The organism is Bacillus sp. GW821-FHT11D08 (genome assembly GCF_058808515.1).
This window is the reverse complement of sequence record NZ_JBXARS010000013.1, coordinates 1-25,195: the sequence shown is the minus strand read 5'-3', so window position 1 is coordinate 25,195 and position 25,195 is coordinate 1. Positions and strand designations below refer to the sequence as shown.

General features: G+C 44.9%; 29 protein-coding genes and 2 pseudogenes. 9 read left to right on the top strand and 22 right to left on the bottom strand.

Features of this window, described 5'->3' with window-relative positions; translation table 11 throughout:
• Nucleotides 1-20: 20 nt before the first annotated feature.
• The 4 genes from AC1RRX_RS18830 to AC1RRX_RS18815 form a co-directional block, all read right to left on the bottom strand.
• Entirely contained in the window at nt 21-1,022 is a 1,002-nt protein-coding gene (locus tag AC1RRX_RS18830; protein ID WP_020958008.1) for an LLM class flavin-dependent oxidoreductase, read from the bottom strand.
• Between the two features lie 161 nt (nt 1,023-1,183).
• On the bottom strand, nt 1,184-1,933 hold the full coding sequence (gene nfsA, locus AC1RRX_RS18825; RefSeq protein WP_144463825.1) for an oxygen-insensitive NADPH nitroreductase: 750 nt from the start codon (nt 1,931-1,933) through the stop codon (nt 1,184-1,186).
• A gap of 102 nt (nt 1,934-2,035) precedes the next feature.
• The gene (locus AC1RRX_RS18820) at nt 2,036-3,223 is read right to left on the bottom strand and encodes an FtsW/RodA/SpoVE family cell cycle protein (RefSeq protein ID WP_007407709.1); all 1,188 of its coding nucleotides are present in this window, start codon (nt 3,221-3,223) and stop codon (nt 2,036-2,038) included.
• A 201-nt stretch (nt 3,224-3,424) separates the two neighbouring features.
• Complete coding sequence (locus tag AC1RRX_RS18815) at nt 3,425-3,883, bottom strand: GNAT family N-acetyltransferase (protein ID WP_007407710.1); 459 nt, start codon at nt 3,881-3,883, stop codon at nt 3,425-3,427.
• A 292-nt stretch (nt 3,884-4,175) separates the two neighbouring features.
• Here AC1RRX_RS18815 and ywcE point away from each other — a divergent pair, with 292 nt between their 5' ends.
• Complete coding sequence (gene ywcE / locus AC1RRX_RS18810; RefSeq protein WP_003150937.1) at nt 4,176-4,436, top strand: spore morphogenesis/germination protein YwcE; 261 nt, start codon at nt 4,176-4,178, stop codon at nt 4,434-4,436.
• Between the two features lie 43 nt (nt 4,437-4,479).
• Here ywcE and qoxD read toward each other — a convergent pair whose 3' ends face one another.
• Genes qoxD through qoxA form a run of 4 tightly spaced genes read right to left on the bottom strand, consistent with a single transcriptional unit; the run spans nt 4,480 to nt 8,421 of the window.
• Nucleotides 4,480-4,848 (bottom strand): cytochrome aa3 quinol oxidase subunit IV, encoded by a 369-nt coding sequence (qoxD, locus tag AC1RRX_RS18805; RefSeq protein ID WP_007614576.1) that lies wholly within the window; start codon nt 4,846-4,848, stop codon nt 4,480-4,482.
• Between the two features lies 1 nt (nt 4,849).
• Nucleotides 4,850-5,464 (bottom strand): cytochrome aa3 quinol oxidase subunit III, encoded by a 615-nt coding sequence (gene qoxC, locus AC1RRX_RS18800; RefSeq protein WP_003150930.1) that lies wholly within the window; start codon nt 5,462-5,464, stop codon nt 4,850-4,852.
• A 14-nt stretch (nt 5,465-5,478) separates the two neighbouring features.
• A complete protein-coding gene (gene qoxB, locus AC1RRX_RS18795) occupies nt 5,479-7,428 on the bottom strand; it encodes a cytochrome aa3 quinol oxidase subunit I (protein ID WP_012118743.1) in 1,950 nt (649 codons plus the stop codon).
• Nucleotides 7,429-7,455: 27 nt separating this feature from the next.
• Complete coding sequence (gene qoxA, locus AC1RRX_RS18790) at nt 7,456-8,421, bottom strand: cytochrome aa3 quinol oxidase subunit II (RefSeq protein ID WP_012118744.1); 966 nt, start codon at nt 8,419-8,421, stop codon at nt 7,456-7,458.
• A 502-nt stretch (nt 8,422-8,923) separates the two neighbouring features.
• On the opposite strand from qoxA, the gene AC1RRX_RS18785 reads away from it, so the two are divergent.
• On the top strand, nt 8,924-9,169 hold the full coding sequence (locus AC1RRX_RS18785; RefSeq protein ID WP_003150926.1) for a GlsB/YeaQ/YmgE family stress response membrane protein: 246 nt from the start codon (nt 8,924-8,926) through the stop codon (nt 9,167-9,169).
• Nucleotides 9,170-9,185: 16 nt separating this feature from the next.
• On the opposite strand, the gene galT is transcribed toward AC1RRX_RS18785, so the two are convergent.
• The 4 genes from galT to AC1RRX_RS18765 all read right to left on the bottom strand — a co-directional run bounded on the left by galT (nt 9,186) and on the right by AC1RRX_RS18765 (nt 13,042).
• Nucleotides 9,186-10,727, bottom strand: a complete 1,542-nt coding sequence (gene galT / locus AC1RRX_RS18780; RefSeq protein ID WP_144463824.1) for a UDP-glucose--hexose-1-phosphate uridylyltransferase — start codon at nt 10,725-10,727, stop codon at nt 9,186-9,188.
• The gene (locus AC1RRX_RS18775; protein ID WP_144463823.1) at nt 10,717-11,901 is read right to left on the bottom strand and encodes a galactokinase; all 1,185 of its coding nucleotides are present in this window, start codon (nt 11,899-11,901) and stop codon (nt 10,717-10,719) included. The genes galT and AC1RRX_RS18775 overlap by 11 nt, the downstream gene beginning before the upstream one ends.
• A 51-nt stretch (nt 11,902-11,952) precedes the next feature.
• Nucleotides 11,953-12,339, bottom strand: a complete 387-nt coding sequence (locus tag AC1RRX_RS18770) for a GtrA family protein (RefSeq protein WP_029325749.1) — start codon at nt 12,337-12,339, stop codon at nt 11,953-11,955.
• A gap of 79 nt (nt 12,340-12,418) precedes the next feature.
• The gene (locus AC1RRX_RS18765) at nt 12,419-13,042 is read right to left on the bottom strand and encodes a TetR/AcrR family transcriptional regulator (RefSeq protein ID WP_144463822.1); all 624 of its coding nucleotides are present in this window, start codon (nt 13,040-13,042) and stop codon (nt 12,419-12,421) included.
• Between the two features lie 335 nt (nt 13,043-13,377).
• On the opposite strand from AC1RRX_RS18765, the gene AC1RRX_RS18760 reads away from it, so the two are divergent.
• The 3 genes from AC1RRX_RS18760 to AC1RRX_RS18750 all read left to right on the top strand — a co-directional run bounded on the left by AC1RRX_RS18760 (nt 13,378) and on the right by AC1RRX_RS18750 (nt 15,110).
• Nucleotides 13,378-13,539 carry an anti-repressor SinI family protein gene (locus AC1RRX_RS18760; RefSeq protein ID WP_003150917.1) on the top strand — a complete coding sequence of 54 codons (162 nt, stop codon included), beginning with the start codon at nt 13,378-13,380 and terminating at the stop codon, nt 13,537-13,539.
• Between the two features lie 216 nt (nt 13,540-13,755).
• A complete protein-coding gene (locus AC1RRX_RS18755) occupies nt 13,756-14,436 on the top strand; it encodes a class I SAM-dependent methyltransferase (RefSeq protein ID WP_014306063.1) in 681 nt (226 codons plus the stop codon).
• Nucleotides 14,436-15,110 carry a glycosyltransferase family protein gene (locus AC1RRX_RS18750; protein ID WP_095352554.1) on the top strand — a complete coding sequence of 225 codons (675 nt, stop codon included), beginning with the start codon at nt 14,436-14,438 and terminating at the stop codon, nt 15,108-15,110. Before AC1RRX_RS18755 ends, AC1RRX_RS18750 begins: the two co-directional genes overlap by 1 nt.
• Nucleotides 15,111-15,130: 20 nt before the next feature.
• On the opposite strand, the gene AC1RRX_RS18745 is transcribed toward AC1RRX_RS18750, so the two are convergent.
• The 6 genes and pseudogenes from AC1RRX_RS18745 to cidR form a co-directional block, all read right to left on the bottom strand.
• Nucleotides 15,131-15,733: a DsbA family oxidoreductase gene (locus AC1RRX_RS18745; RefSeq protein ID WP_144463821.1), complete on the bottom strand. Its 603-nt coding sequence runs from the start codon at nt 15,731-15,733 to the stop codon at nt 15,131-15,133.
• Nucleotides 15,734-15,818: 85 nt separating this feature from the next.
• On the bottom strand, nt 15,819-17,075 hold the full coding sequence (efeB, locus tag AC1RRX_RS18740; protein ID WP_144463820.1) for an iron uptake transporter deferrochelatase/peroxidase subunit: 1,257 nt from the start codon (nt 17,073-17,075) through the stop codon (nt 15,819-15,821).
• Nucleotides 17,076-17,093: 18 nt separating this feature from the next.
• Nucleotides 17,094-17,412 (bottom strand): annotated as a pseudogene (locus AC1RRX_RS18735) (Efem/EfeO family lipoprotein); the annotation flags it as partial.
• Between the two features lie 75 nt (nt 17,413-17,487).
• Nucleotides 17,488-18,162 carry a thiamine phosphate synthase gene (thiE, locus tag AC1RRX_RS18730; protein WP_095352550.1) on the bottom strand — a complete coding sequence of 225 codons (675 nt, stop codon included), beginning with the start codon at nt 18,160-18,162 and terminating at the stop codon, nt 17,488-17,490.
• Nucleotides 18,159-18,977, bottom strand: coding sequence for a hydroxyethylthiazole kinase (thiM, locus tag AC1RRX_RS18725; protein WP_095352549.1), 819 nt, complete (start codon nt 18,975-18,977; stop codon nt 18,159-18,161). The genes thiE and thiM overlap by 4 nt, the downstream gene beginning before the upstream one ends.
• A gap of 2 nt (nt 18,978-18,979) precedes the next feature.
• Entirely contained in the window at nt 18,980-19,888 is a 909-nt protein-coding gene (gene cidR, locus AC1RRX_RS18720) for a cidABC operon transcriptional activator CidR (RefSeq protein WP_003150908.1), read from the bottom strand.
• Between the two features lie 106 nt (nt 19,889-19,994).
• Here cidR and AC1RRX_RS18715 point away from each other — a divergent pair, with 106 nt between their 5' ends.
• The gene (locus AC1RRX_RS18715; protein WP_007407725.1) at nt 19,995-20,381 is read left to right on the top strand and encodes a CidA/LrgA family holin-like protein; all 387 of its coding nucleotides are present in this window, start codon (nt 19,995-19,997) and stop codon (nt 20,379-20,381) included.
• Nucleotides 20,363-21,040, top strand: coding sequence for a CidB/LrgB family autolysis modulator (locus tag AC1RRX_RS18710; protein ID WP_094031387.1), 678 nt, complete (start codon nt 20,363-20,365; stop codon nt 21,038-21,040). The genes AC1RRX_RS18715 and AC1RRX_RS18710 overlap by 19 nt, the downstream gene beginning before the upstream one ends.
• 85 nt (nt 21,041-21,125) lie before the next feature.
• Here AC1RRX_RS18710 and AC1RRX_RS18705 read toward each other — a convergent pair whose 3' ends face one another.
• The 4 genes from AC1RRX_RS18705 to AC1RRX_RS18690 all read right to left on the bottom strand — a co-directional run bounded on the left by AC1RRX_RS18705 (nt 21,126) and on the right by AC1RRX_RS18690 (nt 24,452).
• Nucleotides 21,126-21,767, bottom strand: coding sequence for an ATP-binding cassette domain-containing protein (locus tag AC1RRX_RS18705; protein ID WP_017418641.1), 642 nt, complete (start codon nt 21,765-21,767; stop codon nt 21,126-21,128).
• 12 nt (nt 21,768-21,779) lie between these two features.
• Nucleotides 21,780-22,334, bottom strand: coding sequence for an ABC transporter permease (locus AC1RRX_RS18700; RefSeq protein ID WP_223254685.1), 555 nt, complete (start codon nt 22,332-22,334; stop codon nt 21,780-21,782).
• A gap of 824 nt (nt 22,335-23,158) precedes the next feature.
• On the bottom strand, nt 23,159-23,956 hold the full coding sequence (locus AC1RRX_RS18695) for an ABC transporter permease (RefSeq protein ID WP_017418638.1): 798 nt from the start codon (nt 23,954-23,956) through the stop codon (nt 23,159-23,161).
• Nucleotides 23,957-24,017: 61 nt separating this feature from the next.
• Nucleotides 24,018-24,452, bottom strand: a complete 435-nt coding sequence (locus AC1RRX_RS18690; RefSeq protein WP_025650423.1) for a DUF2712 domain-containing protein — start codon at nt 24,450-24,452, stop codon at nt 24,018-24,020.
• A 134-nt stretch (nt 24,453-24,586) separates the two neighbouring features.
• Between AC1RRX_RS18690 and AC1RRX_RS18685 the strand changes: the two are divergent.
• Nucleotides 24,587-24,778 (top strand): annotated as a pseudogene (locus tag AC1RRX_RS18685) (LrgB family protein); the annotation flags it as partial.
• 128 nt (nt 24,779-24,906) lie between these two features.
• Nucleotides 24,907-25,101, top strand: coding sequence for a YwbE family protein (locus tag AC1RRX_RS18680; protein ID WP_003150901.1), 195 nt, complete (start codon nt 24,907-24,909; stop codon nt 25,099-25,101).
• Nucleotides 25,102-25,195 lie beyond the last annotated feature (94 nt).

Genomic DNA, 25,195 nt, shown 5'->3' with positions numbered 1-25,195 from the left:
TCAGCAGGGTTTCTTTCTGATCATTCGGCAAAAGCTTCACGAAGCAGCCGGTATGACTGAAGTTTATCTTCAAAGTGATGAGTAATGGTCACAGCCATCACTTCTTCCGTTCCGTATGCTTTACTGAGAGCCAGAATCTGTTCTTTCACTTGTTGCTTCGTTCCGATGATCATTCGATTCCGATTATCGGCAATTCGTCTTTGTTCATACGGTGTGTACGTATTGCCGCGGACGGTTTCGTAAGACGGTACGCCGTGAAGCGGAATCCCCTGTTCACCCGCAAGCAGCGTATAATCCATGACGGCCGCGAGTTCCTCCGCTTTCTCCTCCGTGTCCGCGCACAGCACAAACACCGCCACGGCTGTTTTTGGTTCTTTTCCTAATACTGAAGATTTAAATCTGCGCTTATATTGTGCTGTCGTGCTTTCTCCGCCTTCACCATTAATAAAATGGGCAAACATATAGCCTGCTCCCATTTCTGCGCTCAGAAGCGCGCTTTCCCCCGAAGAACCGAGAAGCCAGACTTCCGGCGCCGTCTTAATAAGGGGTGATGCGGTCAGATTCGGAAAACGGTGATTGTCATCAGCTGCATCATGCAAATACATCGCCAGCTCACGAAGCTGCTGCGGATATTGATCAGCGTTACGCTTCCCGCCGTCATTCAGCGCCCATGATGCGATCGGCATTCCGCCCGGCGCTCTCCCTAATCCGAGATCGATTCTGCCCGGCGTCAACCCTTCAAGCACGCGGAAATTCTCCGCCACCTTATATGCGCTGTAATGCGGAAGCATGACACCGCCCGAGCCTACACGAATCTCATTCGTTTTCGCCGCAATATGGCTGATCAGCACTTCAGGGCTTGAACCCGCCAACCGCTCTGAAAAATGATGCTCTGACACCCAAAACCTCTTATATCCAAGCTTTTCCGCCTCCTGCGCCAGTCTTACTGTATTCCGCAGCGCGCTTTCCGCGGAACTCCCTTCTGATACAGGAGATTGATCTAATATGCTTAATGAAATCATCACTGTCACCTCATCAACATCGTACCACTGCTAAGCCGTTTTTTCTTTCTGTATGCTTATAAGCATCCCTGATGATAAACATTTATATACCTTGTTCCATTTTGTCGAAATATGTTACACGTGAAACATAAAAACCTCTCCCGGTCAGGAGAGGTTTTTTCTTAATTCTTTTGAAAACCTTTATCTTTTACATATTGATTTAAATAGGTTCTCGGTTTTTGTTTCATGAACTGCAGGATTTGATCAGACCACGTTTCAACCCGCTTGCCGTTTGTCCTTTTATCATAATAAGCGGAAATGGTTTCATCATATTCCTTCATATAACTGCGGAAGTGTTCTTCATTCGTATCGTACGTGTTTTCATGATATACGGCTTGTTTCGGCAGGCGCGGCTTTTGACCGGACGGATGAGCGGGATGACCGACTACCAAGCCGAACAGCGGCAGCACATGGTCAGGCGTTCCAAGCACTCCCGTCACCTGATCAAGTTCATTTCGAATGCCTCCGATATAACAAATGCCAAGTCCCATTGATTCCGCGGCAACACTTACGTTTTGTGCGGCAAGTGCGGCATCAATGACGCTGACCATAAACATTTCCGTATTCTCAAGAAGCTCGGTAATGTTTTCGCCTTTTTCCTCAGCAAGTTTTTTATGACGGTACAAATCAGCGCAAAACACAAACAAGTGCCCGTTATTTTCGACGTAAGGCTGGTTTCCAGCCAGTGCCGCCAGCTTCCGCTTTTTCTCCTTATCGGTTACGCCGATGATGGAGTAAGCCTGCACGTAACTGGACGTTGACGCCGCCTGGGCGCTTTTCACTAATGTATCTATCTCTTCTGCTGTCAGAAGCTCGTCAGTAAATGATCGGATCGACCGATGATTAAGTATCGTTTCGATGGTATTGTTCATATAAAAGCCTCCTTCTCTCTATATCATATCCGAAAGGGAATCATGTCAAAAGCGAAATGCTCTAAACAAAAAAAGACAGCCCGAAAAACGAGCCGTCTCACATTAAGAATTGAACAGGTAGCTTTTATATTTCGTCAGCTGCACACTTGCGTTATATACGATCCCGAAGCTGATTAATGTAGAAAGCACCGAGCTCCCCCCATAGCTGACAAACAGCAGCGGAATACCGGTAACCGGCATAATGCCGATATTCATCCCGATGTTCTGGAAAGTGTGAATCACGATAAGTGCAGTAAATCCTACGCAAAAAAACGCGCCAAATCGGTTAAACGCATGCAAGCGGTCAATCAGCACCACAAGTCTGTAAATTAAAAAGAAAAACATGACAACCGCAATGGCGCAGCCTAAAAATCCAAAACTTTCACCCAAAATCGCAAAGATAAAGTCGGTCTGTCCCTCAGGTACGTACACCTTCAGATTATGAACGCCGTTTCCGGTAATGCCGCCCGATCCGATCGCCATAACGGCCTGATCCACCTGCCAGCTTTTATCGCTCTCTGCCTGAGTCGTTGCCGCACTGGAGTCAGACATCCACGATGTAATCCGGTTAATTTGATAATCCGCAATGCCGATTGAATTCGCCACATGGGGAAATTCAATCACGAGAACTAAGAAAAGGCCAAGCACAAGCGCGGCCGAACCGCCGATAATGGTGATCAGCTTCCAGTTCACACCCGACATAAACACCATCACCATAACGATAAACAGACAGATCGCACCCGTTCCGGCATCCTGCAAAACGATCATCCCGATCGGAATAACCGTCCATGCCGCAATTTTCAAAAGCAGATTCACATCTTCCCGAAGTGACCTTTGATCCTTCGGGCCCGCCTTCGATATAATGGACGCGACCATCATCATAATTCCTATTTTCGTAAACTCAGAGGGCTGGAGGGTAAAGTTTCCGATTTGAAACCAGCTCTTCGCTCCGTTTTTAATCGGCGCGATGGATTCCGGCGCCACACGCAAAAGGAGCAGCGACAGCACACCGGCAATCAATACGTACAGACTCAGTTTTTCAAGCTGCTCTAAATCAAAGTACAGCAATAATCCGATGAATCCCGCACCTATAACATAGAAGACAATCTGTTTCATCCAGGCACTGCCTCCGTACTGCCCGAACTGTCCGGCCGCATAAATCGCCGCAACACTAATTATTAAAAACACACCAAATATAAAAATCAAATCCCCCTGATAATAGGGATTTTGCTGTTTCTTATATCGACTCATTCTATCCCGCCTTACATTTTCATCGGAAGTCACTATTGTTTATTATACATGAACACCGTTCAAGAAAACATGATGAGGTTGCTTCCTTTTTATTTTTTACGGTTTGGGGACTACACGACATATGACGTGTCAGAAAAGGAAATGTTTCGGTCATGATGAAACTTTTCCGATAAAAAACCCCTTCTCGTCAGAAAAGGGGTTTCAGCCTATGTTTAACGTCATAAACAAGCTGTTCGGGTCCTCTTTATAATGTGCAAACGGATCACAATATTGAAACCCGGCTTTTTCATACAGGCGTCTGGCGGGGAGAAAAGCCTCCATAGAACCGGTTTCCAAGCTGATCCGATGATAGCCCCGCCGCCTTGCTTCTTCAAGCATATGGCGGAGGATCCGGTTGGCAACGCCTTTTCTGACATGATGCGGAGAGGTTTTCATTGATTTGATCTCACCGTGCCGGCTGTTTAGCTCCTTTAAGGCACCGCAGCCGAGCAGGATGCCGTTTTCCCTCGCACTCCAAAACGTAACGTCAGGCTGACGCAGCCGGTCCGCATTGAGCGCATGTATACTTTCCGGAGGAGAATGCATGGTCATGCTCTTCAGATGATCCTGCAAAAGCGCAAAGACATCCGGCGCTGTGACATCTTCTTTCCTTACGTCCACTTCAAACCACCCTTGCTGTGCATATTTTCTTTGACCATAGCAAAGGTTCACAGCCTGCGCCATTCCATTGTCCGGAAATGTGACAGGGTATTTGGCCTTTCCGGTTTCTTGTACCTATCCAAAAATGAGGCAATAGTTGCAATACATTTCTCGAAAAAGCGGTATCAAAAATTGGAAAACATGGTATAATAATTGTAACAAAATGTTCAAAAAACGACCACAAAACAGACACATTTCATTCTCTGTATTTCATTTTGGAAACGCTCCCATAAAATGAAAGGAGACATGTAAGATGGACATGTTTTTTGCTTATTTACTGGTCGCGAGCGCAACACCCCTCTTTATCTGGCTGGATAACAAAAAAGTCGCTCTTTCGGCCATACCGCCAATTATTCTCATGTGGGTTTTCTTCTACTTTTACGCAACCAGCAGCCTATCCCCTCTCGGCCACACACTCATGATCATCCTGTTTGCCGTCAACGTCATCGTTGCCCATATCGCCGCCTTTATCATTTACGGCCTTCCGCGCCTGCGCCGGAGAAGAAGCCAATAAAGGCACAAAAAACCCTCTTCGCCTGAACGAAGAGGGTTTCTTTTTATTCCTGATGTTCGGAATGATGCTTCGCACCGCCAGGAGGGTTTCCATCCATATGGTCACCGTGATGGTAGTGCGCCGCAAAGATCCAGATGGAACCAAGGATGATAACAATCGCTCCGAAAAATCCGAAGAGCGTGTTTCCGACTTGGATTCCGCCGTTTTCGCTTTCTGTCATGTGCATGAACATGAGAAGCTGAAGACCGGCTTGGATAAATGCGAATCCGAAAATGATCCAGAGTTTTGCTGATGAGCTTAAATCCGTATATACTGCAACCCAAAGGGCCAGCAGGGTCAGAATAATAGACAACGCAAAACCTACGATATGCTTCCACGGAAAGTGGCTGTGTTCAGCAGATTTGTTTGCCATATTATAGTCCCCCCAATCCGATGAGATAGACGCCTGTAAAGATGAAGATCCAAACAACGTCTAAGAAGTGCCAGTATAAACTTGAGATAAAGATTTTTGAAGACGTCTGCGGCGTTAATCCGCGTTTCTTCAATTGCAGTAAGATGCCGGCAATCCAGAAGATACCGATCGTTACGTGCGTTCCGTGCGTTCCCAGAAGGACGAAGAATCCAGACCAGAAAGCACTTGTACCGAGAGATGCTCCTTCATGTACATAGTGGATGAACTCGTTAAGCTCACATCCGACGAAGCCCGCGCCAAGAAGAAGCGTAATGATCGTCCAAATGACGACGCCTTTTAAACTTCCGCGACGCATTTCATGAACAGCGATCCCGCAGGTGAAACTGCTGATCAGAAGCAGGAATGTCATGATCATGACAAGCTTCACTTCAAATAATTCAGCCGGTAAGACTCCTCCTGCTGTTCTTCTTTGAAGAACGAAGAAGGTTGCAAATAGTGTTGAGAACAACACAATCTCTGCCCCTAAAAAGATCCAAAACCCGAGAATATTGAGTCTGCCGGTTTCAGATTGATATTCCATAGGCGCGTTAGAATTGCCGTGTTCTGCATGTTCCATAAATCACGCCTCCTTTATTCGGAAATCTTTCTTTCCGTCTCTTTTATTTCTTCAACAGGTATATAGTAGCCATTGTCATATTCAAATGAACGAAGCACCATGCAAAGCAGAATGCCGATCAAGCCGACAATGCCCATCCAGAACCATTCAAATACAAGTCCGAAGCCTGCAATACCGAACGCCACTGACATAATAAGCGGTCTTCCGGAGTTGTGCGGCATATGGATTTTCTTGAACTTGCTTTCCGGATGAATATCCGTTTTGTCTTCTTTCAATTGCAGGTACGCATCTTGAGATTTCACTTCAGGAAGCACCGCAAAGTTGTAATGCGGCGGAATCGCAGATGAAGTCGCCCACTCAAGCGTACGTCCCACGCCCCATGAATCTCCGCTGATCTCGCGAGTAGAGTAGCGGAAGCTGTAGTAGATGTTGTAGCAAAGGATTAAGAATCCGACACCCATCATGAAGGCTCCGACAGTTGAAATAAAGTTTAATGCAGTCCATCCGTCATTCGGTCCGTAAGTGTAAATACGGCGAGGCATACCTTGCAGCCCCAAGAAGTATTGAGGGAAGAAACATACATTAAATCCGATCATAAAGATCCAGAAGAACCATTTTCCGATTCTTTCGTTCAGCTTGTGACCGAACATTTTCGGATACCAGAAAATAAATCCTGCGAAACATGCAAATACCGTACCCGCGATCAGCACATAGTGGAAGTGAGATACGAGGAAGTACGTATTATGGTATTGATAATCCGCTGCAGCCATCGCAAGCATAACCCCTGTTACCCCGCCGACAACGAAGTTCGGAATAAACGCGAGCGCCCACAGCATCGGTGTTGTAAAACTGATCCGGCCTTTATACATCGTAAAGAGCCAGTTAAAGATTTTAACCCCGGTCGGAACCGAAATCGCCATCGTTGTAATCGAGAAGAAAGAGTTAACGGACGCACTGTTCCCCATTGTGAAGAAGTGGTGAGTCCATACAAGGAAACTCAGGACGGAAATGGCGATAATTGAGCCGACCATCGCTTTGTAACCGAATAACTGCTTTCTTGCAAACGCTGAAATAATTTCAGAGAAAATACCGAATGCCGGTAAGATAACGATATATACTTCAGGGTGTCCCCAAATCCAGAACAAGTTAGCCCAAAGCATCGGCATACCGCCGGCTTCCAGCGTGAAAAAGTGAGCGCCGAACAAACGGTCAAATGATAACAGCGCCAATGCCACTGTCAAAACAGGGAAGGCGAATACGATAATAACCATTGTAATCAGCGTCGTCCATGTGAACATCGGCATACGCATCAGCGTCATGCCTTTCGTACGCATTTTCAGGATCGTCACCATAAAGTTGATACCCGTCATCAGCGTACCGATACCGGCAATCTGAAGACCGAGCAGGTAGAAGTTCTCACCAGGCCCGGGACTCATGTCGTTGCTTGCCAGCGGCATGTAACTCGTCCAGCCTGCGTTCGGAGAACCTCCGATAACGAAAGAAATATTGAAAAGCATCGCACCTACGAAGAACGTCCAGAAACTCAGGTTGTTCAAGTAAGGGAATGCTACGTCGCGCGCACCGATCTGCAAAGGTACGACAACGTTGATCAGACCGATTAAAAACGGCATCGCCATGAAGATAATCATGATCGTACCGTGAGTCGTAAAGATCTCATTATAGTGGTTTGAGTCTAAAAAACTGTTATTAGGAAGCGCTAACTGGGCGCGCATCATCAAGCCGTCGACCCCGCCGCGGAACAGCATGATAACAGCAGAGATAATGTACATGATTCCAAGTTTCTTATGGTCTACAGACGTCAGCCATTCAGACCAGAGCCATTTCCACTTTTTGAAGTATGTGAGTACAACGATGATAGCGATAGTGGAAAGCGCAATGGAAACTTGTGCGCCCAGAATTAATGGGTCACCTGTTACAAAAAATTCATCCCATCTCAATTTCATTCGGGCTTCCTCCTTTCTTGTTCAATTTCAATCTTGTTTATCGTCGGATACTTTAAATTCGTTTTTCTTTACATTTTCCCACGGATCTGTTTTAGAGTGCGGTGATACGGCTTTGTAGCCAAGGCGTTTGCGCGCCTCCATCGCATATTCGGCATCTTGGCCGTGGTCAACGTATTTTAAGTGTGTAGAAGAGAACGTTAATTTACCGACATTCTCCGGAAGCATCAGTTCGTCATACTTCTCTTTCGTCAGCTTTGGAGAATCGCTTTGGGCTTTTTTCACCCAGCTGTTAAAGTCTTTTTGCGTAACAGCTTTTACGTTGAATTTCTGGTCGGCAAAGTGTTCGCCGGTGAAGTTCGCGTTGCGGCCTTCATATGTTCCCACTTTGTCAGCCTGTAAGTATTGATCCATCAGCATTCCCGCCATCGCGTATTTTTGTCCCCCAAGCTGAGGAATCCATAGCGATGCCATTGAATCGGCTGAAGAAATTTTAAATAAAACCGGACGGTCTACAGGAATGTTCAGGTAGTTAACCGTCTCAATATCCTGCTCTGGGTAGCTGAATACCCATTTCCAGTCTACCGAAGTAGCATAAACAACAAGAGGCTCTTTATCCTTTGTCGCTTCAGGCGCTTTTTCTAACGAATATATCGTCTGTACGGTAGGCACAGAAAGTGCAATAACAATTAAAATTGGGATCACTGTCCAGACTACTTCTAAGAACGTGTTGCCGTGCATCTCGGGCTTGTAATTTCCGCTGTCTTTGCCTTTGCGGTCGCGGTATTTCACTAAAATGATTGTAAATAGTACGAAAACGACGCCGACAATGAACAGCATAAATCCGATTGACAAGAGAATCAGATCTTTCTGCTGGTCTGCTACAGGTCCTTTCGGATCTAAAACGGAAATGTCGCTGCATCCGCCCAGTACGAAAACAACAGCCAACATCGCTAATAAAAGTAACGGTTTAAATGCTCTGAACAAGAAGATCACCATCCTTCCTATTGATGTAGTGAATCTGAAATGTACTTTCTCAAAATCTTTTCTCTATCTACCTTGTTATGCTATCAAAATCTGCCCTTATTAGCTTTATTTTTTTCTAAAGTTCATCTTTTTTTCGACCTAATGTCACAAAATCGTCAAAAAATGCATGAACTTTTTCCACTTGCGCAAACCAAACATAAAAAGTTTTAGATCATTTAGCATATATAGAGAAAAAAGATAGTGAGAACGAATAATACCAAATAAAGGTTTACCATAATAAAAAACGCTGGTCAACAAAAAGTTTCATTTTGTTAAACATTCTACAAAAGAAATATTTTTTCCTTTGCTCACACCTTTTCACACGGTTTCCATTTTAACGCAACGCATTATGAAAAAAAAGACCGGAACGCGCCTTGATATGTTCATTATAAAAAACGCATTCATATGTTTAATATGGACAAAACGAAGGAAACATATAGGCATAAATAATAAAAAATAGGAAGTGATATTTATGGGTTTTATCGTATCTCTGATTGTCGCTATTATTATCGGCTGGATCGGAAGTTTATTTGTAAAAGGCAGTATGCCCGGGGGAATCATCGGGTCAATGATCGCCGGTCTGATCGGCGCATGGATCGGGCACGGACTGCTCGGCACATGGGGTCCTCACCTTGCCGGCTTTGCCATCATTCCGGCAATCATCGGAGCTGCGATCGTGGTATTCTTATTCAGCCTGATCGCCAGAAGCAGAGGATAAAAAAAAGCCTCGTCCCTTATGGGATGAGGCTTTTTTCCGGTAGAGCGCCCAAATGGCGGATAAGCCGCCGGAAAGCCGCTCTGCCTTCTTCTGTCTGTTTAAAGACGCCGGCATGCTCCAGTATCCGCGCAAAGGCATGGCCGATTTCCTCTTTCAGAATCTGTTCCGCGTTTTCTTTCGTTACCTTCCGCTTATGCAGCACACTGAGCGCCCAATCTTTATGCTTTGCCGCAGAAGGGTCTGCCGTTAAGACCGCTTCCGGGTCCGGTGAGCACAGCGCTTCAGCCGTGTATTTCATTTCTTGTTCAAGGCGGCCCGGCAGAATCGCAAGCCCCATTACCTCAATCAGTCCGATATTTTCTTTTTTCAGGTGATGAACTTCCTGATGGGGATGAAAAATTCCCAGCGGATGCTCATCAGAGGTGCGGTTATTTCTGAGGACGAGATCTAATTCGAATAAACCGTTTCTCCGCCGGGCAATCGGCGTAATTGTATTGTGCGGTGTTTCTCCTGAACAGGCGAGGAGATCAGCCGCCTCATCGGAATAACCGCGCCATGCCCGCAGGATGGCATCCGCCGCGCCGGAAAGCTCAGACGCGCTCTCGCTTTGCAGGCGGATGACCGACATCGGCCACTTCACAATTCCCAACACCGTTTTCGGATAGTCAGGCAGCTTGTACCGGCTTTCTGTCTCCGCCCGCGCCATCGGGAATTCATAATTGCCCCCCTGAAAATGGTCGTGGCTTAAAATACTGCCGCCGACAATCGGCAGATCAGCATTGGAACCGAGAAAATAATGAGGATACTGGCTGACGAACGACAGCAGCCGGTCAAACGTTTTTTTGCTGATCTTCATCGGTTCGTGCCGGTCTTTCAAAACGATGCAATGCTCCCGGTAATACACATACGGAGAAAATTGCAGAAACCACTGCTCATCGCCGAGAATTACCGGAATGACACGAAGGTTTTGACGCGCCGGGTGATCCGGTCTCCCCTCGTACCCGACATTTTCTTTACAAAGAACACATCTCGGATAATCGGATTGAGACTGCTCTTTGGCAGCGGCAATTGCTTTCGGATCTTTTTCCGGTTTTGAAAGGTTGATCGTGATGTCCAGCTTTCCGTAAGCCGTCTCAGCCGTCCACCCGACATTCCGCTGTATTCTATCCGAACGGATATAATACACATCCTCTGAAAATCGGTAAAACGCCTTTGTCGCCTGCTCCGGCCCGTGCACCGCCTTTGTTTCTTCAAAACGACGGACAATCTCGGACGGCTGCGGGGCAAAGCAGCCCATGATCTTCGCGCTCAGCAGGTCGCGATAGGTGTCTGTATCGGCTGCAATCCGGCCCGTTTCTGCCGCCCATTCATAAATCGGGGCCAATATGTCCGGCAATGATGCCGCCGATTCATTTTCTTTCTGTTCTGAAACCTCCGGATGGGTGATATGCAAAGCTTCATATAAACGGTTTCTTGTATATTCAATATCAAGATAGGAAATCAGCTCTTTTTGCAATCCGTACCGGATTAAACGTTCCACGTGCCGCTCAATTGCCATCGTCATCCCCCTTTAGTTCTCTCGCTCCGGCTCCGACATCCGCCGTGTAAAAGTCAGCTTTTCTCCCTGTCTTTTCCTCATAGCGGGCCCCTGCCGTTTCAATAAAATCCGAAACCGCATCGTCCTTGACGATACTGACCGTACAGCCGCCGAAACCGGCTCCCGTCATCCTTGATCCGATCACCCCGCCGTGGCGCCAGGCCGCTTCAGCCAGTGTATCCAGCTCATGACTCGTCACCTCGTAGTCATCGCGTAAAGAGAGATGCGAATCCCTCATTAATTCACCGATATGATGAAGCTGATTGTTACTGAACATGTCGGCGGCCTCTATTGTGCGGTGATTTTCATAGACGGCGTGTTTCGCTCGGCGTCTGTTCACTTCATTCTGAATCAGCTCCGCATGGGCGTCAAAAGCGGAAGGGGTCAGATCTCCCAGTGATTGAACGGAAAGATGCTTCTGAAGATCACAAAGCGCTTCCCCGCACTCCTTGAGCCTCGTATTATAGCCTGAGTCTGCAAGCGTTCGTTTTTTATTGGTATTTGCAATAACGATCGACAGCCCCGACAGCCCGAGTTTTGTATATTCAAAGCTGAGCGTCCCGCAATTCAGCAGAATCGCATGATGTTTCTTTCCCATTCCGATGGCGAATTGATCCATCATTCCGCAGCTGACGCCGATAAAGGAATTTTCTGCCGTCTGAGCGAGCTTCACCAAGTCGAGCATATCCGCCTCAAGCTCATGGCATTCCTTGAGAATGACCGCCGTGACAAGTTCAATCGAAGCCGAAGATGACAGCCCCGCGCCGTTCGGGATGTTTCCCCAGAACACAATATCGAAGCCGTGCGGAAGGGAAAAACCGCTGCCGAGACATTCCGCCATGACCCCTTTCGGATAATTGGCCCACCCGTCCTCTTTTTGATAACGGATATCATCGAGACTGCATTCCTTTATGCCTGCCTCTTTAAAATTATGAGAGTACATTCTGACGAGCCTGTCCCCTCTCTCCCGGACGGCTGCATATGTACCGATCGTCAGCGCGCACGGAAAGACGTGGCCCCCGTTATAATCCGTATGCTCTCCGATGAGATTCACTCTGCCAGGCGCAAAGAAAATGCGCAGGTCCTCCGATTCCCCGAATACATCAGCAAACGCTTTCTTTATTTTGTGCTTCATACGCATCCCCTTTCACCATTACACTTTCCCCCGGGGCGCGGAAAGAAACCTTTATGACACGCCCTCTTCTTTCGCTTTTCTGAAGACAATCCACTTGCTGGCCGCATAGTTGACGACTACGATAATGACGTTATCGGCGATTTTCGCCAGCGTTTCGTTCATATGAAATTGACTGACCAGAAGAATCATCATGGCGAGATCGATGGCGAGAGACAATACCCGCACGCTGAAAAAGGCCGTCAATTCTTTCATCAGACTCCGCATCCCCGCGGTCTTTTGCTGAAATACATACAGTTTATTCGTAACATAAGCAAATAGAACGGACAGAATCCAAGCAGCGACGGTCGCCGCCTTGTAATCCATCTCAAATGCCGACGTCAGAATGTAAAAACTGACGATATTCACGATGGTCGTGAATATCCCCATAATGATATACATCATAATTTCTCTGTAGCGCATGGCAGTTCCTCGCTTTCTGAAAGACTTTTCTAAACCTTTTGTCAAATCAAGAAGAACGTTACCCTGATTTTCTGCCGCTGACAAAAACATAGAGCGCTTCAAACATGCTGCGGAAAGTAACCGGCCTTCCGAGCACATTGGATTGCTTAATCATCCCGTCGATGAGCGCGCACATCATTTTAGCGGTATGCTCGGTATCTATATGGTCTTCTATTAAATTTCTCGATTTGAGCCAATTTATGTACATGGTGCTTTCTTCTATCCATAACTTATAAAGACGGATATAAGCTTCATATTCACTGACGACTTTGTAATTGGGCATATGAACGGCAAAAGACACAACATTCCAGGCAGGCTTGCTGTTTACAAACCGCATCAACAGGCTGGCCGCGCTTACCGCAGCTTCACAAAGCGTCAACGGCCGCGCTGTTTGCTTTTCTAATTCGTCGAGATAGCCAGTGATAATCCTTTTTTTAATCTGACGCCTGTCTAACAAATGCTTCAGAAAATCTTCCTTACTTTCAAAATGAACGTAAAACGCGCCTTTGCTGAAACCCGCCGCTTTACTGATGTCATCGATTGAGACTGAATCGTAAGCTCTTTCAATCAGGAGATGAAGGCCTGCGTCAATAAAACTTTCAAATGTTTCTTCTCTCTTAATTTGAAATTTGTTTTTTTTCATTTTTTACCCCAGCTGTTTGATCATTCACTTTATCTTACACCGAATCATTCTTTTGCGGTATTTTTTATGCAAAAAGAATATGCTAGTCGACGCTTTGAGGGTAAATATTAATAGGTCATATGATTTATTTTTATTTGCATACTATCCAGTCAGTATTTATTTGTTTATTATTATATGTAAGAATTCTTGAAGGATTTTGGTTATTTCAGTCATTTTCTTAGGGAATAGGTAGGTGAATTCATCTTCAATTTGGGATTACCGGCCAACTATGTGTGATATTTGTTATACATTGGCTGCTGTAGCTGGGCAAATCAATTTTTCAATTGGAGGTTCTTATGAAAACTCATGTAATGAAAGATATAGATCAAGATTGGCAATTGTTAATTCAAGAGGCTAGAATCATGGGTTTGCACATTGACGATGTGAGGCGCTTCTTAAATACTGAAAAAGCGGTGAAGAAAAAAACACCAATGAAAAACACCATCCGCCAGCGGTAAGATTACAGGCGGATCCTTTTACTATATGACCTGCCACAGTCCGCCCGCACCCGAGTTTTCAAAGGAACATCCGCAATAAGAGGGGAATCAGAGAACAAACCGTATACCGGATAACCATTCCCGTCCGCATTCCGCAATTGAACAGCCAAACATGGTGATATGAGATCCCCCCGCTGCATATCTTGTGTATATGCCCATTTATGAGGTGATACACAGATGGATACGAATCCCTATTATGATGAAAAACAACAGAACTACTACGAAGGCCTGAATCCTTATTTATTGAACAAAATAGACGAAAACTGGCGGACAGTGCTTGATGTCGGCTGCGGCACAGGCAATTTAGGAGCGGCGATCGAAGACCGCGGAATAACGGTTTACGGCATTGAAGCGTATCCCGAAGCCGCAAAAAAGGCGGAAAGCAAATTGAGCCACGTGCTTTGCGGCGACATTGAATCCGCCATTCTTCCGTACGAATCAGAACAATTCGACTGCATGCTGTTCGGAGACGTTCTTGAGCATCTTGTCGACCCGTGGTCCGTGCTGAAAAAGCTTCGCCCGTATGTAAAAAAAGACGGCACGGTGCTTGCATGCATACCGAATGTCGGCCACATCTCAGTGGTGCTGGAGCTTTTAGCCGGCAAATGGACTTACAGTGACGCCGGATTAATGGATCAGACCCACCTGCGTTTTTTTACCCGTGAAGAGACGCTTTCATTATTTAAAGCCGCCGGCTATGAGGTGAAACGCATTGAGGCGATCCGCGTTGATCACCCCTCTTATCACAAAGCCATCGCATCATTGCACGAAGTATGCGTACAGCTTGGCATAAGGCATGACTTTATGACAGAAGCATCGGCGTATCAATATGTGATTGAGGCCGAGAGGAGCATGTAATGGATTCACATTCATTTCTGTTTGTCGTCTGTGTGAATGACGAGCCGCTCTACTCCCGGTGCAAGAGCCATATCATGCAGCTTACCGTCCCCCCTTCATACTCCGTTGATATCATGCCGATATACGATTCAGCAAGCATGGCCTCGTCCTACAACAAAGCGCTGAGACATCCCTCCAAATATAAAATTTATCTGCATCAGGATACCTTTATCATTCATCAGCATTTCCTTCATGACATGCTTCATATCTTTCAATCTCATCAGGAGCTCGGCCTTCTCGGTGTCGCCGGCTGCAAAACCCTGCCGCCGAACGGCATTTGGTGGGAAAGCGGACAGCGGATGGGAAAAGTGATTGAATACCGGGGGAATGCTTATCACCCCTTGGACTTTGAGCACGGTGATGAAGACGGCCTGTTTATGCCCGCTGCCGCCATTGACGGCTTGTTAATGGCGGCTCAATATGACGTGGAGTGGCGGGAGGATTTGTTTCGCGGCTTTCATTTTTACGACACATCACAGTCGCTTGAATTTCAAAAACACGGATATCAAGTCGGCGTCGCCTGCCAAAAAGACCCTTGGTGCCTTCATTTTTGCGGCGACTCATTTGACGCCGCGGCATATGAAGCGGACAGACAAACATTTGTCAAACACTATATGGCAAAGCCCTCTCGCTGATCGAGAGGGCTTTTTTCGGGTTAACGTTTATTCAGTTCCCGCTCAATGATTTGTTCAAAGGTTTCCTTTCCCGCCGCGCCAGGGATTCTCTCATCGCCGATGATAAACGTCGGCACTGCCGTAATGCCGGCTTCCTCATAAGCATGGCGGAGCGCTTCCCGCTGTACGTGTCTGTACGCTCTTGTCTCAAGCACCTCTTTGAAGGCAGCGCCGTCAAGTCCTGCTTCTTCCGCAAGCTTTGTCAGCACGCCAACGTCACCGATATTTTGTTCTTCCTGAAAGAACGCCTGAAAAACGCGTGTATGGTATTCGCTTCCTTTCCCATGTTCCTTTGCGAAATGAAAGCCTTCAAATGCCAAATCCGTGTAAGGATGCGGTGACACGCGGGGGAATGTGATTTCAACGCCTAACGACTGCGCCATCGGCTCAATGGAGTTTTTCCACATCTGCTGCTTGGCGGGATCATTCACCGGATCAAGTTTCGGCGAGGGGCTCGGACGCAATTCAAACGGCATCCATTCCACCTGTACGTCCTTGTCCTTGATTGCTTCTTCAAACGCCGCTTTGCCGACAAAGCAAAACGGACATACATAATCAGAATATACTTTAATCTGCAGTGTCATTGTAAGTCTCCTTTCCTTTTCATTTTAAGTTGTAACACATATAGTTACAAGTGTTTTTTTAAAAACACCCTCCATATGGAAGGTGTCACGATTCCAGCAGCCTTTGGGCGATATATTCTCCTTTTTTACAGCCGCCGGGACAGGCGAATACGGAAGAGCCGATCGTTTGTGTGTATTCATTCAGCGCATCCTTTGCCGCCAAAGCCTTCAGCATCGGGACAAATTGGCGGTCCGGGTCTTTTTGAAAGCAGATAAACAGCAGGCCTGCGTCAACATAGCCCGTCTTCTGATCAATTCCGTCCGTATAGGAAAATGCCCGGCGCAGAATCTGTCTGCCGGTTGATTTTGCCACGCTGACATGCGAGTCGGCGGGAATTTGATTCAGCTTCACGGGATCGGTTTCCTTTTTTTGTCCGAAAGGCGCGCCCGAGCTTTTCACCCGCCCGAACGTGTCCTCTTGCTCCTTCAAGGATGAACGGTCCCATATATCTAAAAACATCTTAATTTTCCTAAATGCCATGTACGTGCCGCCCGTCATCCAGTCAGGCTCTCCTGATTGAACCCAAACGATCGAATTCATCAGGTTTTCATCCTTCGTGCTTTGGTTGCCGGTGCCGTCTTTAAACCCGAAGAGGTTGCGCGGTGTTTCTCCGTTTTTCCCGCCGCTTAAGAAACCTTTATTGAGAAAGCGGACTTCGCACACCCCCGATGCCTGTTTCATCAGGTTGCGCACCGCGTGAAACGCCGTTTGTTCATTATCCGCGCAGACCTGTATGACGATATCACCGCCGCCTTGTTTCTTATCGAGCTTGTCGTTAGGCATCGGCGGAATATCGGCGAGGTGCTTCGGTTTTTTATCTTTCAGTCCGAAGCGGTCCTTCCCGTCTTTCTCGAAAAACCCGGGGCCGAGGCCGAAGGTAACGGTCAAATTCGCCGGTGCCAGATCCTGCGACTCCCCGGTATCCTGCGGAGGCATATAGTTATTTTTCTGTTCGCCCGACGGGACGGCGCCTGAAGTCAGCAGCTGCGTCAGGCTTGTCCATTGTTTGAAAAGGGAGATGACATCGGCTTTGTCGCTTGACATGACATCAAGCGCTGCAAAATACACATACGTCTGATGCGCCGTTGTGATTCCTGCTTGGTGCTTTCCGTAAAAAGGAACGATTTGATCACGATCACTTTTTTCATCATTCTTCTTTGAAGCGGTGGCCGCCGGTTTGAAGAGCGGCGCGAGTCCTCCGAGGCCGCTCGCTCCGACAGCGACAGCGGCGCCCGCGACGGCGCCCCACTTCAGGACATCCCGTCTGTGGATCTGTTTTTCCTTGTTTTGTTCATCGCTCATGCTGTGTCTTAACTCCTTTTAAAGCACACCGGCAATCTTCGACATGGTTTCAGAAAGAGCCGTCAGCTTCGTGCTTATCTCTCTGATTTGATCTGTACTTAATGTATCACAAGACATATACGATTGATCGCACGTTTTGTATTTCGACATCAAACCTTCAAATTCGCTGAATTCCGCATCAAGTTTTTCCGTGACGTCGAAATGATCTCTCACTGCGCGCTTTTCACTGTTTATAGAGGGCTTTTAAGCCTTCGGCGCCGGTGGTGATTGGTTCAGGCGTCACTTTGAGAGAAGCGATAGAGCCGTCAAACGTTCCGGTCGATATTGCAAGCTGATTGTCCTGTTCTTGACATACGGCTTATATTCTCCAAGTCCGTCACTGCCTTTTTGCGCACACAGAAAAAGGGCCGCCCTATCGGGACAGCCCTGCTTTGGAGCGCTGAATTTCCTCTGAAAACTTCCGCGCCGCCGCTTTTGGATCTTCGGCTTGGCTGATGGCGCTGATCATGCTGACGCCGTCTGCACCCGCTTCAATGACGGGCGCCGCGTTGTCAGCCGTAATGCCGCCGATTCCTACAATCGGAATGGTGATGCCCTGACGTCGCACCTCTTCAATCAATGTAACGCCCTGCACGGCTTCAGCATCTTTTTTTGTTTCGGTCGGATAGACCGGGCCCATTCCGACGTAATCGGCTCCGGCTTCTTCCGCCCGCTTCACCTCGGAGACGTTATGTGCTGACACACCGAGTATCATATCGCCGATTGCCGCTCTCGTTTCTTCGGCGTCTGCGTCATCCTGCCCGATATGCACTCCGTCCGCCTCAAGGCGCAAGGCCAATTCGACATCATCATTAATGATGAAAGGAATCCCGGCCTGCCTGCAGACATCCTGCACCTGCTTCGCGAACAGGACACGTTCCTCCCCTGTTAAAGAACCGCTCCCCTTTTCCCGAAATTGAAAAAGCGTAGCGCCGCCCTCAATGGCTTTTTTCACCACGGAAACGGGGTCTGCGCTTGTATTGTTTGATCCCATAATAAAATAAACCGATAACATATCCTTCATCATTTCCCGAGAAATACGCGTCATTTTTCTGTCACCCTTTCAATTGCAGCAAGCTCGGCCGCTTCTTGTTCTGAGATGCTTGCCAGCTTGTTTAAAAGCTCAATCTGGAAGCTGCCCGGCCCCTTATGGGAGGTGTCCAAAGCGGCAAGCTGAGCGGCGCTTCCGTATACAGAAACGGCTGAAACGGCCGCTTGCAGAACGTCCTGCCCCGCTGCGCAGAAGGCTCCGATTACAGACGTCAGCAGGCATCCCGTCCCCGTCACCTTCGTCAGCAGTTTATCACCGTTATGTACGGCGTATGTGTCGGTGCCGTCGGAGATAACGTCGGTTTTTCCGGTAATCGCAATGACCGTCTTCAGCCCGCTTGCAGCCGTCTTAGCGAGCTGAACCACATCTCCTCCGGCTTCCCCCGCATCCACGCCTTTTATCTTCCAATCAGGGGCGCCGGCAATATTGGCGATTTCCGCGGCATTTCCGCGAATGACGGACAAGCGGACCTCCTGTATGATCTTGCGGGCTGATGCCGTCCGAAACGGCGTGGCGCCGGCGCCTACCGGATCAAAAATGACCGGAACACCGTTTTCATTGGCCGATTTTCCGGCTGCGATCATAGCTTCAACCGACGCCGAACTGAGGGTTCCTATATTCAGGACGAGCGCTCCTGCGATTTTCGCCATGTCGGCTGCCTCCTCAATTGCATAAGCCATAACGGGCGATGCGCCGAGCGCGAGCAGTCCGTTAGCGGTGAAGTTCGTGACGACATTATTGGTGATACTGTGAACGAGCGGGTTTTGATCCCGCACTTTACTCAAGTGTTGAGCTGCGGTTTGTGCGTCCATGCTTAATCATCCTTTTTTCTCTTTTTCGGATTCCATAAATACGATTTCGTATGCTCCAGCCAGGCTCTGGCGGCAAAGGACATATAGCGGTCTTTCCGCCAAATGATGGCTAAATGCCACGGAATAACCGGATGAACGAGCGGAATGGTTCTGACTTTGTCAGGATCAAGACCGCGGCAGATTCTTTCCGGCAAGAGGCCGATACCGAGATTGGCGGATACCATTTCGCTGATAAAGTCCCACTGTGACGTTTCATAAATGACGTGAGGCCTGAATCCGGCTTTCACGCATTCCGTCATAATTCGATTATGAAGGACAAAATCCTCCCTGAAAAATATGAACGGCTCTTCTTTCAATTCGTGAAGACTGCATTCTTTCTCGTCAGCGAGCCGATGTGACGGATGGACGACGAGCATAAGGGTTTCCTTGACGATTGTGAACGTATGAAAAATTTCTTCATTCGCGGGAAGCACGACGACCCCGATATCAAGCGAGCCGTCCTCCACCCCTTGCTGCACTTTAATAGAGCCGTCCTCAACAAGCTGAAACGTCACATCGGGATATGTGACGCGAAAGTCACCGAGCACTCTCGGAAAAAAGCCGGACCCGATCATCGGCGGAAGACCGATGCGGACGTGCCCTTTCTTCACTTCCATAATATCGTTCAGCTCTGACGTCAGGTTTTGGAATGACTTTGTAATTTCCTGCGCCTGCACATACATGCTCTGCCCGGCGTCAGTCAGTTCAACTTGCCGGCCATTGCGGTAAAACAGCTTAATGCCGAGCTCCGTCTCCAGGTTTTTAATCATTTTTGAGATTGTCGGCTGTGAAACATACAGAGACTGTGAGGCCTTCGTAAAGCTTTTCAAACGGGCAACTTCCAAAAAATACGTTAAGTGCCGAATATCCATTACATTTCATCCTTTCTATAGACAAAAGGAATACACATTATTCTTTATATGTATTTTACCTATAGCAAAACCTTCTGTACAATATAAATATAAGGGAGGCATCATTATGAAAAAATTGCTGCTTACCGTTATTCAAATCGCTCTGCTGTTTATATTTGCGCGTCTGATCAATTGGGTCACGGCGGCTCTTCATATAAATATTCCCGGCAGTATAATCGGGATTGTGATTCTTTTCACATTATTGCATTTCAAGATTATCAAACTTGAATGGATTGAGCTTGGCGCAGCATGGCTCCTCGGTGAGCTGCTGCTGTTTTTCATCCCGTCTGCCGTCGGAGTGATTGAATACGGAGATATTATGTCTAAATTCGGCGTAAGCATTTTACTTGTCGTCGTCATCAGCACATTTGTCGTGATGGTTTCAACAGGTACGCTTACACAGCTGATAGCAAAAAGAAAGGAGAAAAAACAAACGTGTTCATCGGAATCATAAGTTTATTCTTAACTGTCTTAGTATATTTGGGCGCGAAAAAACTCTACATTCGTTTTCCGCGGGTCTATACGTCGCCGCTTCTGATTACGCCCGCTGTTTTGGTCGTACTGCTGCTTCTTGTCAATGTCCCGTATCAGACATACAATCTCGGCGGCGGACTGCTGACCGATATGCTTCAGCCGGCAACAGTGGCGTTCGCCATCCCGCTTTATAAATATTTCCCGATTTTAAAGAAATACGCCGTGGAAATTATTTTGAACGTAGCTGTCGGTTCATGTATCGCCATTCTGTCAACGGCCTTTATCGCGAAATGGTTCCATCTCGGCAGCAGCTTAGTCGACAGTCTCGTGCCGCGATCCGTGACGACGCCGATTGCCATGAACGTTTCAGAAATGATCGGCGGGATGCCGGCCGTTACAGCGGTTTTCGTCATTTTAACGGCTTTATTGGGAACGATCATCGGGCCGATGGTCATCCGCTATTTCCGCATTGATAACGAAATTGCCCGGGGCGTGCTGCTCGGAACTAGCGCGCACGGAGCGGGAACATCTAAAGCATTTGAGCTCAGCTCCGTATCAGGAACGATCTCAAGCGTGTCCATGATTCTCGCCGCAATTATGACGCTGTGCGCGGCCCCGATTTTGCTTTCGTTTTTTTAACCCTCATTAACTTCACTATATTTAAATTAAAAACACCATTTCTCTTAAGAAATGGTGTTTTTAGTAAACTCAATTTTAATAGCTATTACATTGAAACAATTACACCTCCATCCTTCACTTCAAATATTTCATCACTAATTGATTCAAGAAAGTTTTTATCGTGACTTGAAATAAGAATTAACTTGTTTCTTTTTTTATAGTCGATCAAAAAAGTCTTTATTTTATGAAGTGTTTCTTCATCCAATGCATTAGTTGGCTCATCAAGGATTAGCAAATCCGGATTTTCCATAATAGCTTGTCCAATAGCTAGACGTTGCTTCATTCCTAGTGAGAACTTCTTATACTTTCTTGAATCATTTTTATCCAAACCAACTATGTCTAATGCTTTATTAATATCTGCGTCCGTCGCTTTCTTTTTTATTGATGCAAGCACTTTTAAATTCTGTTTGCCCGTTAAGTGAGGAATAAATTCCGGATTTTCAATAACTATCCCCATGCTCTCTGGAAACGATATATCCTTATGTAAAATGCTTTGGTTCACAGTTATAACACCCTTTTCAGGAACGAGTAGCCCAGAAATCACTCTGAAAAGCATCGATTTCCCCGAACCGTTCACACCTTTAAATCCGTAAACCTTTCCTGAAAATAACTGTAGCGAAACATCATTTACTACCTTATTGGAATTAAGTGTTTTAGTGACATGGTCTAACTTTATTGTTAAAGACATATTGTTCTCCCTTTAAAAAAAGTTTTTGTGTCTAATTTGCTTAATTGCAAGCATAATTAAACAAATTGTTATTATAGTAAAGAAAAACAAATAACCACTATGATTAACTTCATGCGGAGTTATAAGAGTATTGCTAATAAAAGAGTAGTAACCAGGTAAAAAAGGTACGTCAATCCATACAGGAAGTATCAATAGACCATACACTACAAAAAAAGCTTGTATAGGTTTTACTTTCAAAATATAAATGGTTTGAAACAAACCACAAATTAACAAAGTTAAAAAAACTGTAAAAAAAGTATAGGCTGTATAATGGTCATATCTAAAATTTCCATGTTTTAAAAAAACAGCTATATGTACTAATAAAATTAACAACAGACAATAACTAGTACACATTACTATAGTAAAAAAGAGTTTGCCAAATAACCATTGTTTCCTCGAGGATACTCTAGTAAGGACAATAGAAATTGTTTTACTCCGTTGTTGATATAAATAATTACCATTAATCAACAAGTAAAATCCACAGATAAAGAAATAAGGGAACGGCATGAAAAATAATTCATTTCCCATCAACGACTCCCAAACAGAATTAATATTAATTATATTGAGACTATGGACTATCATAAATAGCAAAAAAGCAATAACAAAAATCCAAATTATCCATTGCCATTTATTCTGTCTCCAGATATTTTTCACATCATATAAAAACATTTTTTATTTATCTCCTCAGTATTTGAAAAGACTTTGATAGTTTCAAGCAAATCAAGGATGTAAAAACAATTATAAATAATAGATATAATTTATCGTAAAACGTGGATGATATGGCCTGAACAAATATGATTGAAAAATAATCATACATATCATTAAATAGGATTAGTAGTACAATAACCGAACCAATTAACATTCCGTATCTTGGAAACTTCAATTCGAATATCAATATAACTAACTGAATAATTAATAAAACCATTACCCACCCTAATAACAAACATACTAGTTGCAATCCAATAGTCCCATTTGTATAAATTATAGTTTTAAGAAATGTACCAGGTGATAAAAGTAACGCTGTAAGTAAAGTACTTAATACTGCTAATACTAAAAACAAAATAGTCCTTAATAGGATAAGCTTAATAATAAAACTAAAAAAAATAGTTCTCTTATTAAACCGTGGTATAACATAATTTGAAAAATGCAAACTATTCAAAGACAATAAAAATACACATACTGTTATAAAGCTTGTAGGTCCACCTAATATGTTCAAGAAAATTTTCATAAAACTAATATCTATTGCTGAATTAATTGTATTATTATAAAATACGGCCGAATTTAACAACAGCAAAATTATAAATGTTAATAAAATTCTTTTGTAACTTATTTTCAGTAAATAATACAGAAAGTTATTGTTGAACATATCTTTTCAACCCAATATAAGTTCCTACTAATGAAATTGCTAAAACAAAAGATGGTATCGCAAACAGATATATAATCGAAATACCTGTAATAGTTTGAATGGGACTCATTAACAATATAGGCGATAACTGTGGGTAAAATATTTCGAAAACAGGTTCTAAAACCAAAATAATCAAAAACGGTGACACATATGCAAGATATTTATTCTTTAGGAAAGTAGACAAAAACACTCCTAAAATTGCAAAAGACCCTGCATAGTAAAACAAAATTAAAATATATATTGCCATGTAAATACTAGGATGATACTCTGCAATCTGATGAAACATTCCATAATTATCAACAAATTCAGTATACGGCAACTTGTTTCCGAACATTATTAACATCAATATGAATGATAACACAAAAGGGAGAACAAATAAGAAACCGCCGCTAATAAAGGCTGTTATCACTTTGGAACTAAAATATTTTAATAATGAACAACGTGATATAACAAATTGAAAATAACCATTTTGCTTTTCTTCTAATACATTTGTACTGTACGGTAAGCAAGAAATTAAAACAAATAAGAATATTAAGATACCGCTAATAACAGAGTCGTTCGTGCCTAACCAAAAATACAACGAAAAACTCAAATGATCTTTATCAAAATAAGGAAGAGAAAACTTTTGATAGATTGATATGAAAATATCAATAACGAAAAGGAGAATCATAATTAATAAAGAAAATTTATATTTTTTCGAGCTTAAAACTTCTATGAAATTATTTTTCAATAATTGATAAAACAAAAAAAAACCTCCCAATTCAAATAACTAGAAAGAAAAAATTCTTTCTAGTTATTATCAAATTCTATCTTCTACTATCTGGACTCCAAACTCCTTTTGCTGCAATAACTACTGCATTTGGAGGGCCTTGTACCTCTCCAGCAATTCTTACACCGAGTGCTTTACCATGATTCTTCTCAATTGCAACATTTGGTATATTCTTATGTTGACCACTACTAACAACTACGTAACGACCGCCTGATACATCCTTTTTATCTTTATTAACTATCCACAAATTTATTTTTCTGTCTCTACCTATCCATGAGTTTTTTTGATATACTGAGGAATCATTGTATTTAGTTCTAGACCCTGTATAGTTATTGGCACCAAATCCTTTTGGCATCTCGAGATAATAACCTGTATCTTTTGTGTCTCCTTTTGCCAAAGCATTAGTTGTAACTAAACCTGACAAAAGAACAATCGTTCCGAAAGAATATGTAAGTACTTTTTTGAATTTCACTATTGATCCTCCTTTTTTTGATATATAAGGATTGTATACAAAAAAATGTATTTAATCAAGTTTTTTTCTATTTTTATCAGACTTATTTCTTTTTTCTATATAAAGAGGTGTTTACTCTAGGATCATCGGACCAGGTCATCCGCTATTTCCGCATTGATAACGAAATTGCCCGGGGCGTGCTGCTCGGAACTAGCGCGCACGGTGCGGGAACATCTAAAGCATTTGAGCTCAGCTCCGTAACAGGAACGATCTCAAGCGTGTCCATGATTCTCGCCGCAATTATGACGCTGTGCGCGGCCCCGATTTTGCTTTCGTTTATGTCATAAAAGACTGCTCCTTACAGAGCGGTCTTTTTTTATTTGCCACTCAGATTGATTTGTCTGTCCTTCATAAAAAGACGAAAACACGATATGATAAGATATGAAGTGAAAAGACTGAAGAACGGATGTGTCATATGAACGGCCAGCAGCGAAGCAGCATCAGAAAAGGACTTGAAGTCGATATCGTCCTGAAAGCCGATCAGCGTTCAGGAAAGCTGACAAGAGGAATCGTGAAGGATATTTTGACGAACTCAAGCTTCCACCCGCGCGGCATTAAGGTCCGCCTTGAAGACGGGCGAATCGGCCGGGTGCAGCACATTATTGAATAGAAAAAAGCCGGAGCTTCAGGGACTGCCCCCCGTTTTTGAGACAGGGGTCAAAACACCTTTTAAACAGCCAATTGCCGATAGTTTATCGGTGATT

Coding starts and splice junctions, on each gene's coding strand:
- AC1RRX_RS18830 (WP_020958008.1), bottom strand. CDS start 1,022: ATGATTTCATTAAGCATATTAGATCAATCTCCTGTATCAGAAGGGAGT.
- nfsA (WP_144463825.1), bottom strand. CDS start 1,933: ATGAACAATACCATCGAAACGATACTTAATCATCGGTCGATCCGATCA.
- AC1RRX_RS18820 (WP_007407709.1), bottom strand. CDS start 3,223: ATGAGTCGATATAAGAAACAGCAAAATCCCTATTATCAGGGGGATTTG.
- ywcE (WP_003150937.1), top strand. CDS start 4,176: ATGGACATGTTTTTTGCTTATTTACTGGTCGCGAGCGCAACACCCCTC.
- qoxD (WP_007614576.1), bottom strand. CDS start 4,848: ATGGCAAACAAATCTGCTGAACACAGCCACTTTCCGTGGAAGCATATC.
- qoxC (WP_003150930.1), bottom strand. CDS start 5,464: ATGGAACATGCAGAACACGGCAATTCTAACGCGCCTATGGAATATCAA.
- qoxB (WP_012118743.1), bottom strand. CDS start 7,428: ATGAAATTGAGATGGGATGAATTTTTTGTAACAGGTGACCCATTAATT.
- AC1RRX_RS18785 (WP_003150926.1), top strand. CDS start 8,924: ATGGGTTTTATCGTATCTCTGATTGTCGCTATTATTATCGGCTGGATC.
- galT (WP_144463824.1), bottom strand. CDS start 10,727: ATGGCAATTGAGCGGCACGTGGAACGTTTAATCCGGTACGGATTGCAA.
- AC1RRX_RS18775 (WP_144463823.1), bottom strand. CDS start 11,901: ATGAAGCACAAAATAAAGAAAGCGTTTGCTGATGTATTCGGGGAATCG.
- AC1RRX_RS18770 (WP_029325749.1), bottom strand. CDS start 12,339: ATGTATATCATTATGGGGATATTCACGACCATCGTGAATATCGTCAGT.
- AC1RRX_RS18765 (WP_144463822.1), bottom strand. CDS start 13,042: ATGAAAAAAAACAAATTTCAAATTAAGAGAGAAGAAACATTTGAAAGT.
- AC1RRX_RS18760 (WP_003150917.1), top strand. CDS start 13,378: ATGAAAACTCATGTAATGAAAGATATAGATCAAGATTGGCAATTGTTA.
- AC1RRX_RS18755 (WP_014306063.1), top strand. CDS start 13,756: ATGGATACGAATCCCTATTATGATGAAAAACAACAGAACTACTACGAA.
- AC1RRX_RS18750 (WP_095352554.1), top strand. CDS start 14,436: ATGGATTCACATTCATTTCTGTTTGTCGTCTGTGTGAATGACGAGCCG.
- AC1RRX_RS18745 (WP_144463821.1), bottom strand. CDS start 15,733: ATGACACTGCAGATTAAAGTATATTCTGATTATGTATGTCCGTTTTGC.
- efeB (WP_144463820.1), bottom strand. CDS start 17,075: ATGAGCGATGAACAAAACAAGGAAAAACAGATCCACAGACGGGATGTC.
- thiE (WP_095352550.1), bottom strand. CDS start 18,162: ATGACGCGTATTTCTCGGGAAATGATGAAGGATATGTTATCGGTTTAT.
- thiM (WP_095352549.1), bottom strand. CDS start 18,977: ATGGACGCACAAACCGCAGCTCAACACTTGAGTAAAGTGCGGGATCAA.
- cidR (WP_003150908.1), bottom strand. CDS start 19,888: ATGGATATTCGGCACTTAACGTATTTTTTGGAAGTTGCCCGTTTGAAA.
- AC1RRX_RS18715 (WP_007407725.1), top strand. CDS start 19,995: ATGAAAAAATTGCTGCTTACCGTTATTCAAATCGCTCTGCTGTTTATA.
- AC1RRX_RS18705 (WP_017418641.1), bottom strand. CDS start 21,767: ATGTCTTTAACAATAAAGTTAGACCATGTCACTAAAACACTTAATTCC.
- AC1RRX_RS18700 (WP_223254685.1), bottom strand. CDS start 22,334: ATGGGAAATGAATTATTTTTCATGCCGTTCCCTTATTTCTTTATCTGT.
- AC1RRX_RS18680 (WP_003150901.1), top strand. CDS start 24,907: ATGAACGGCCAGCAGCGAAGCAGCATCAGAAAAGGACTTGAAGTCGAT.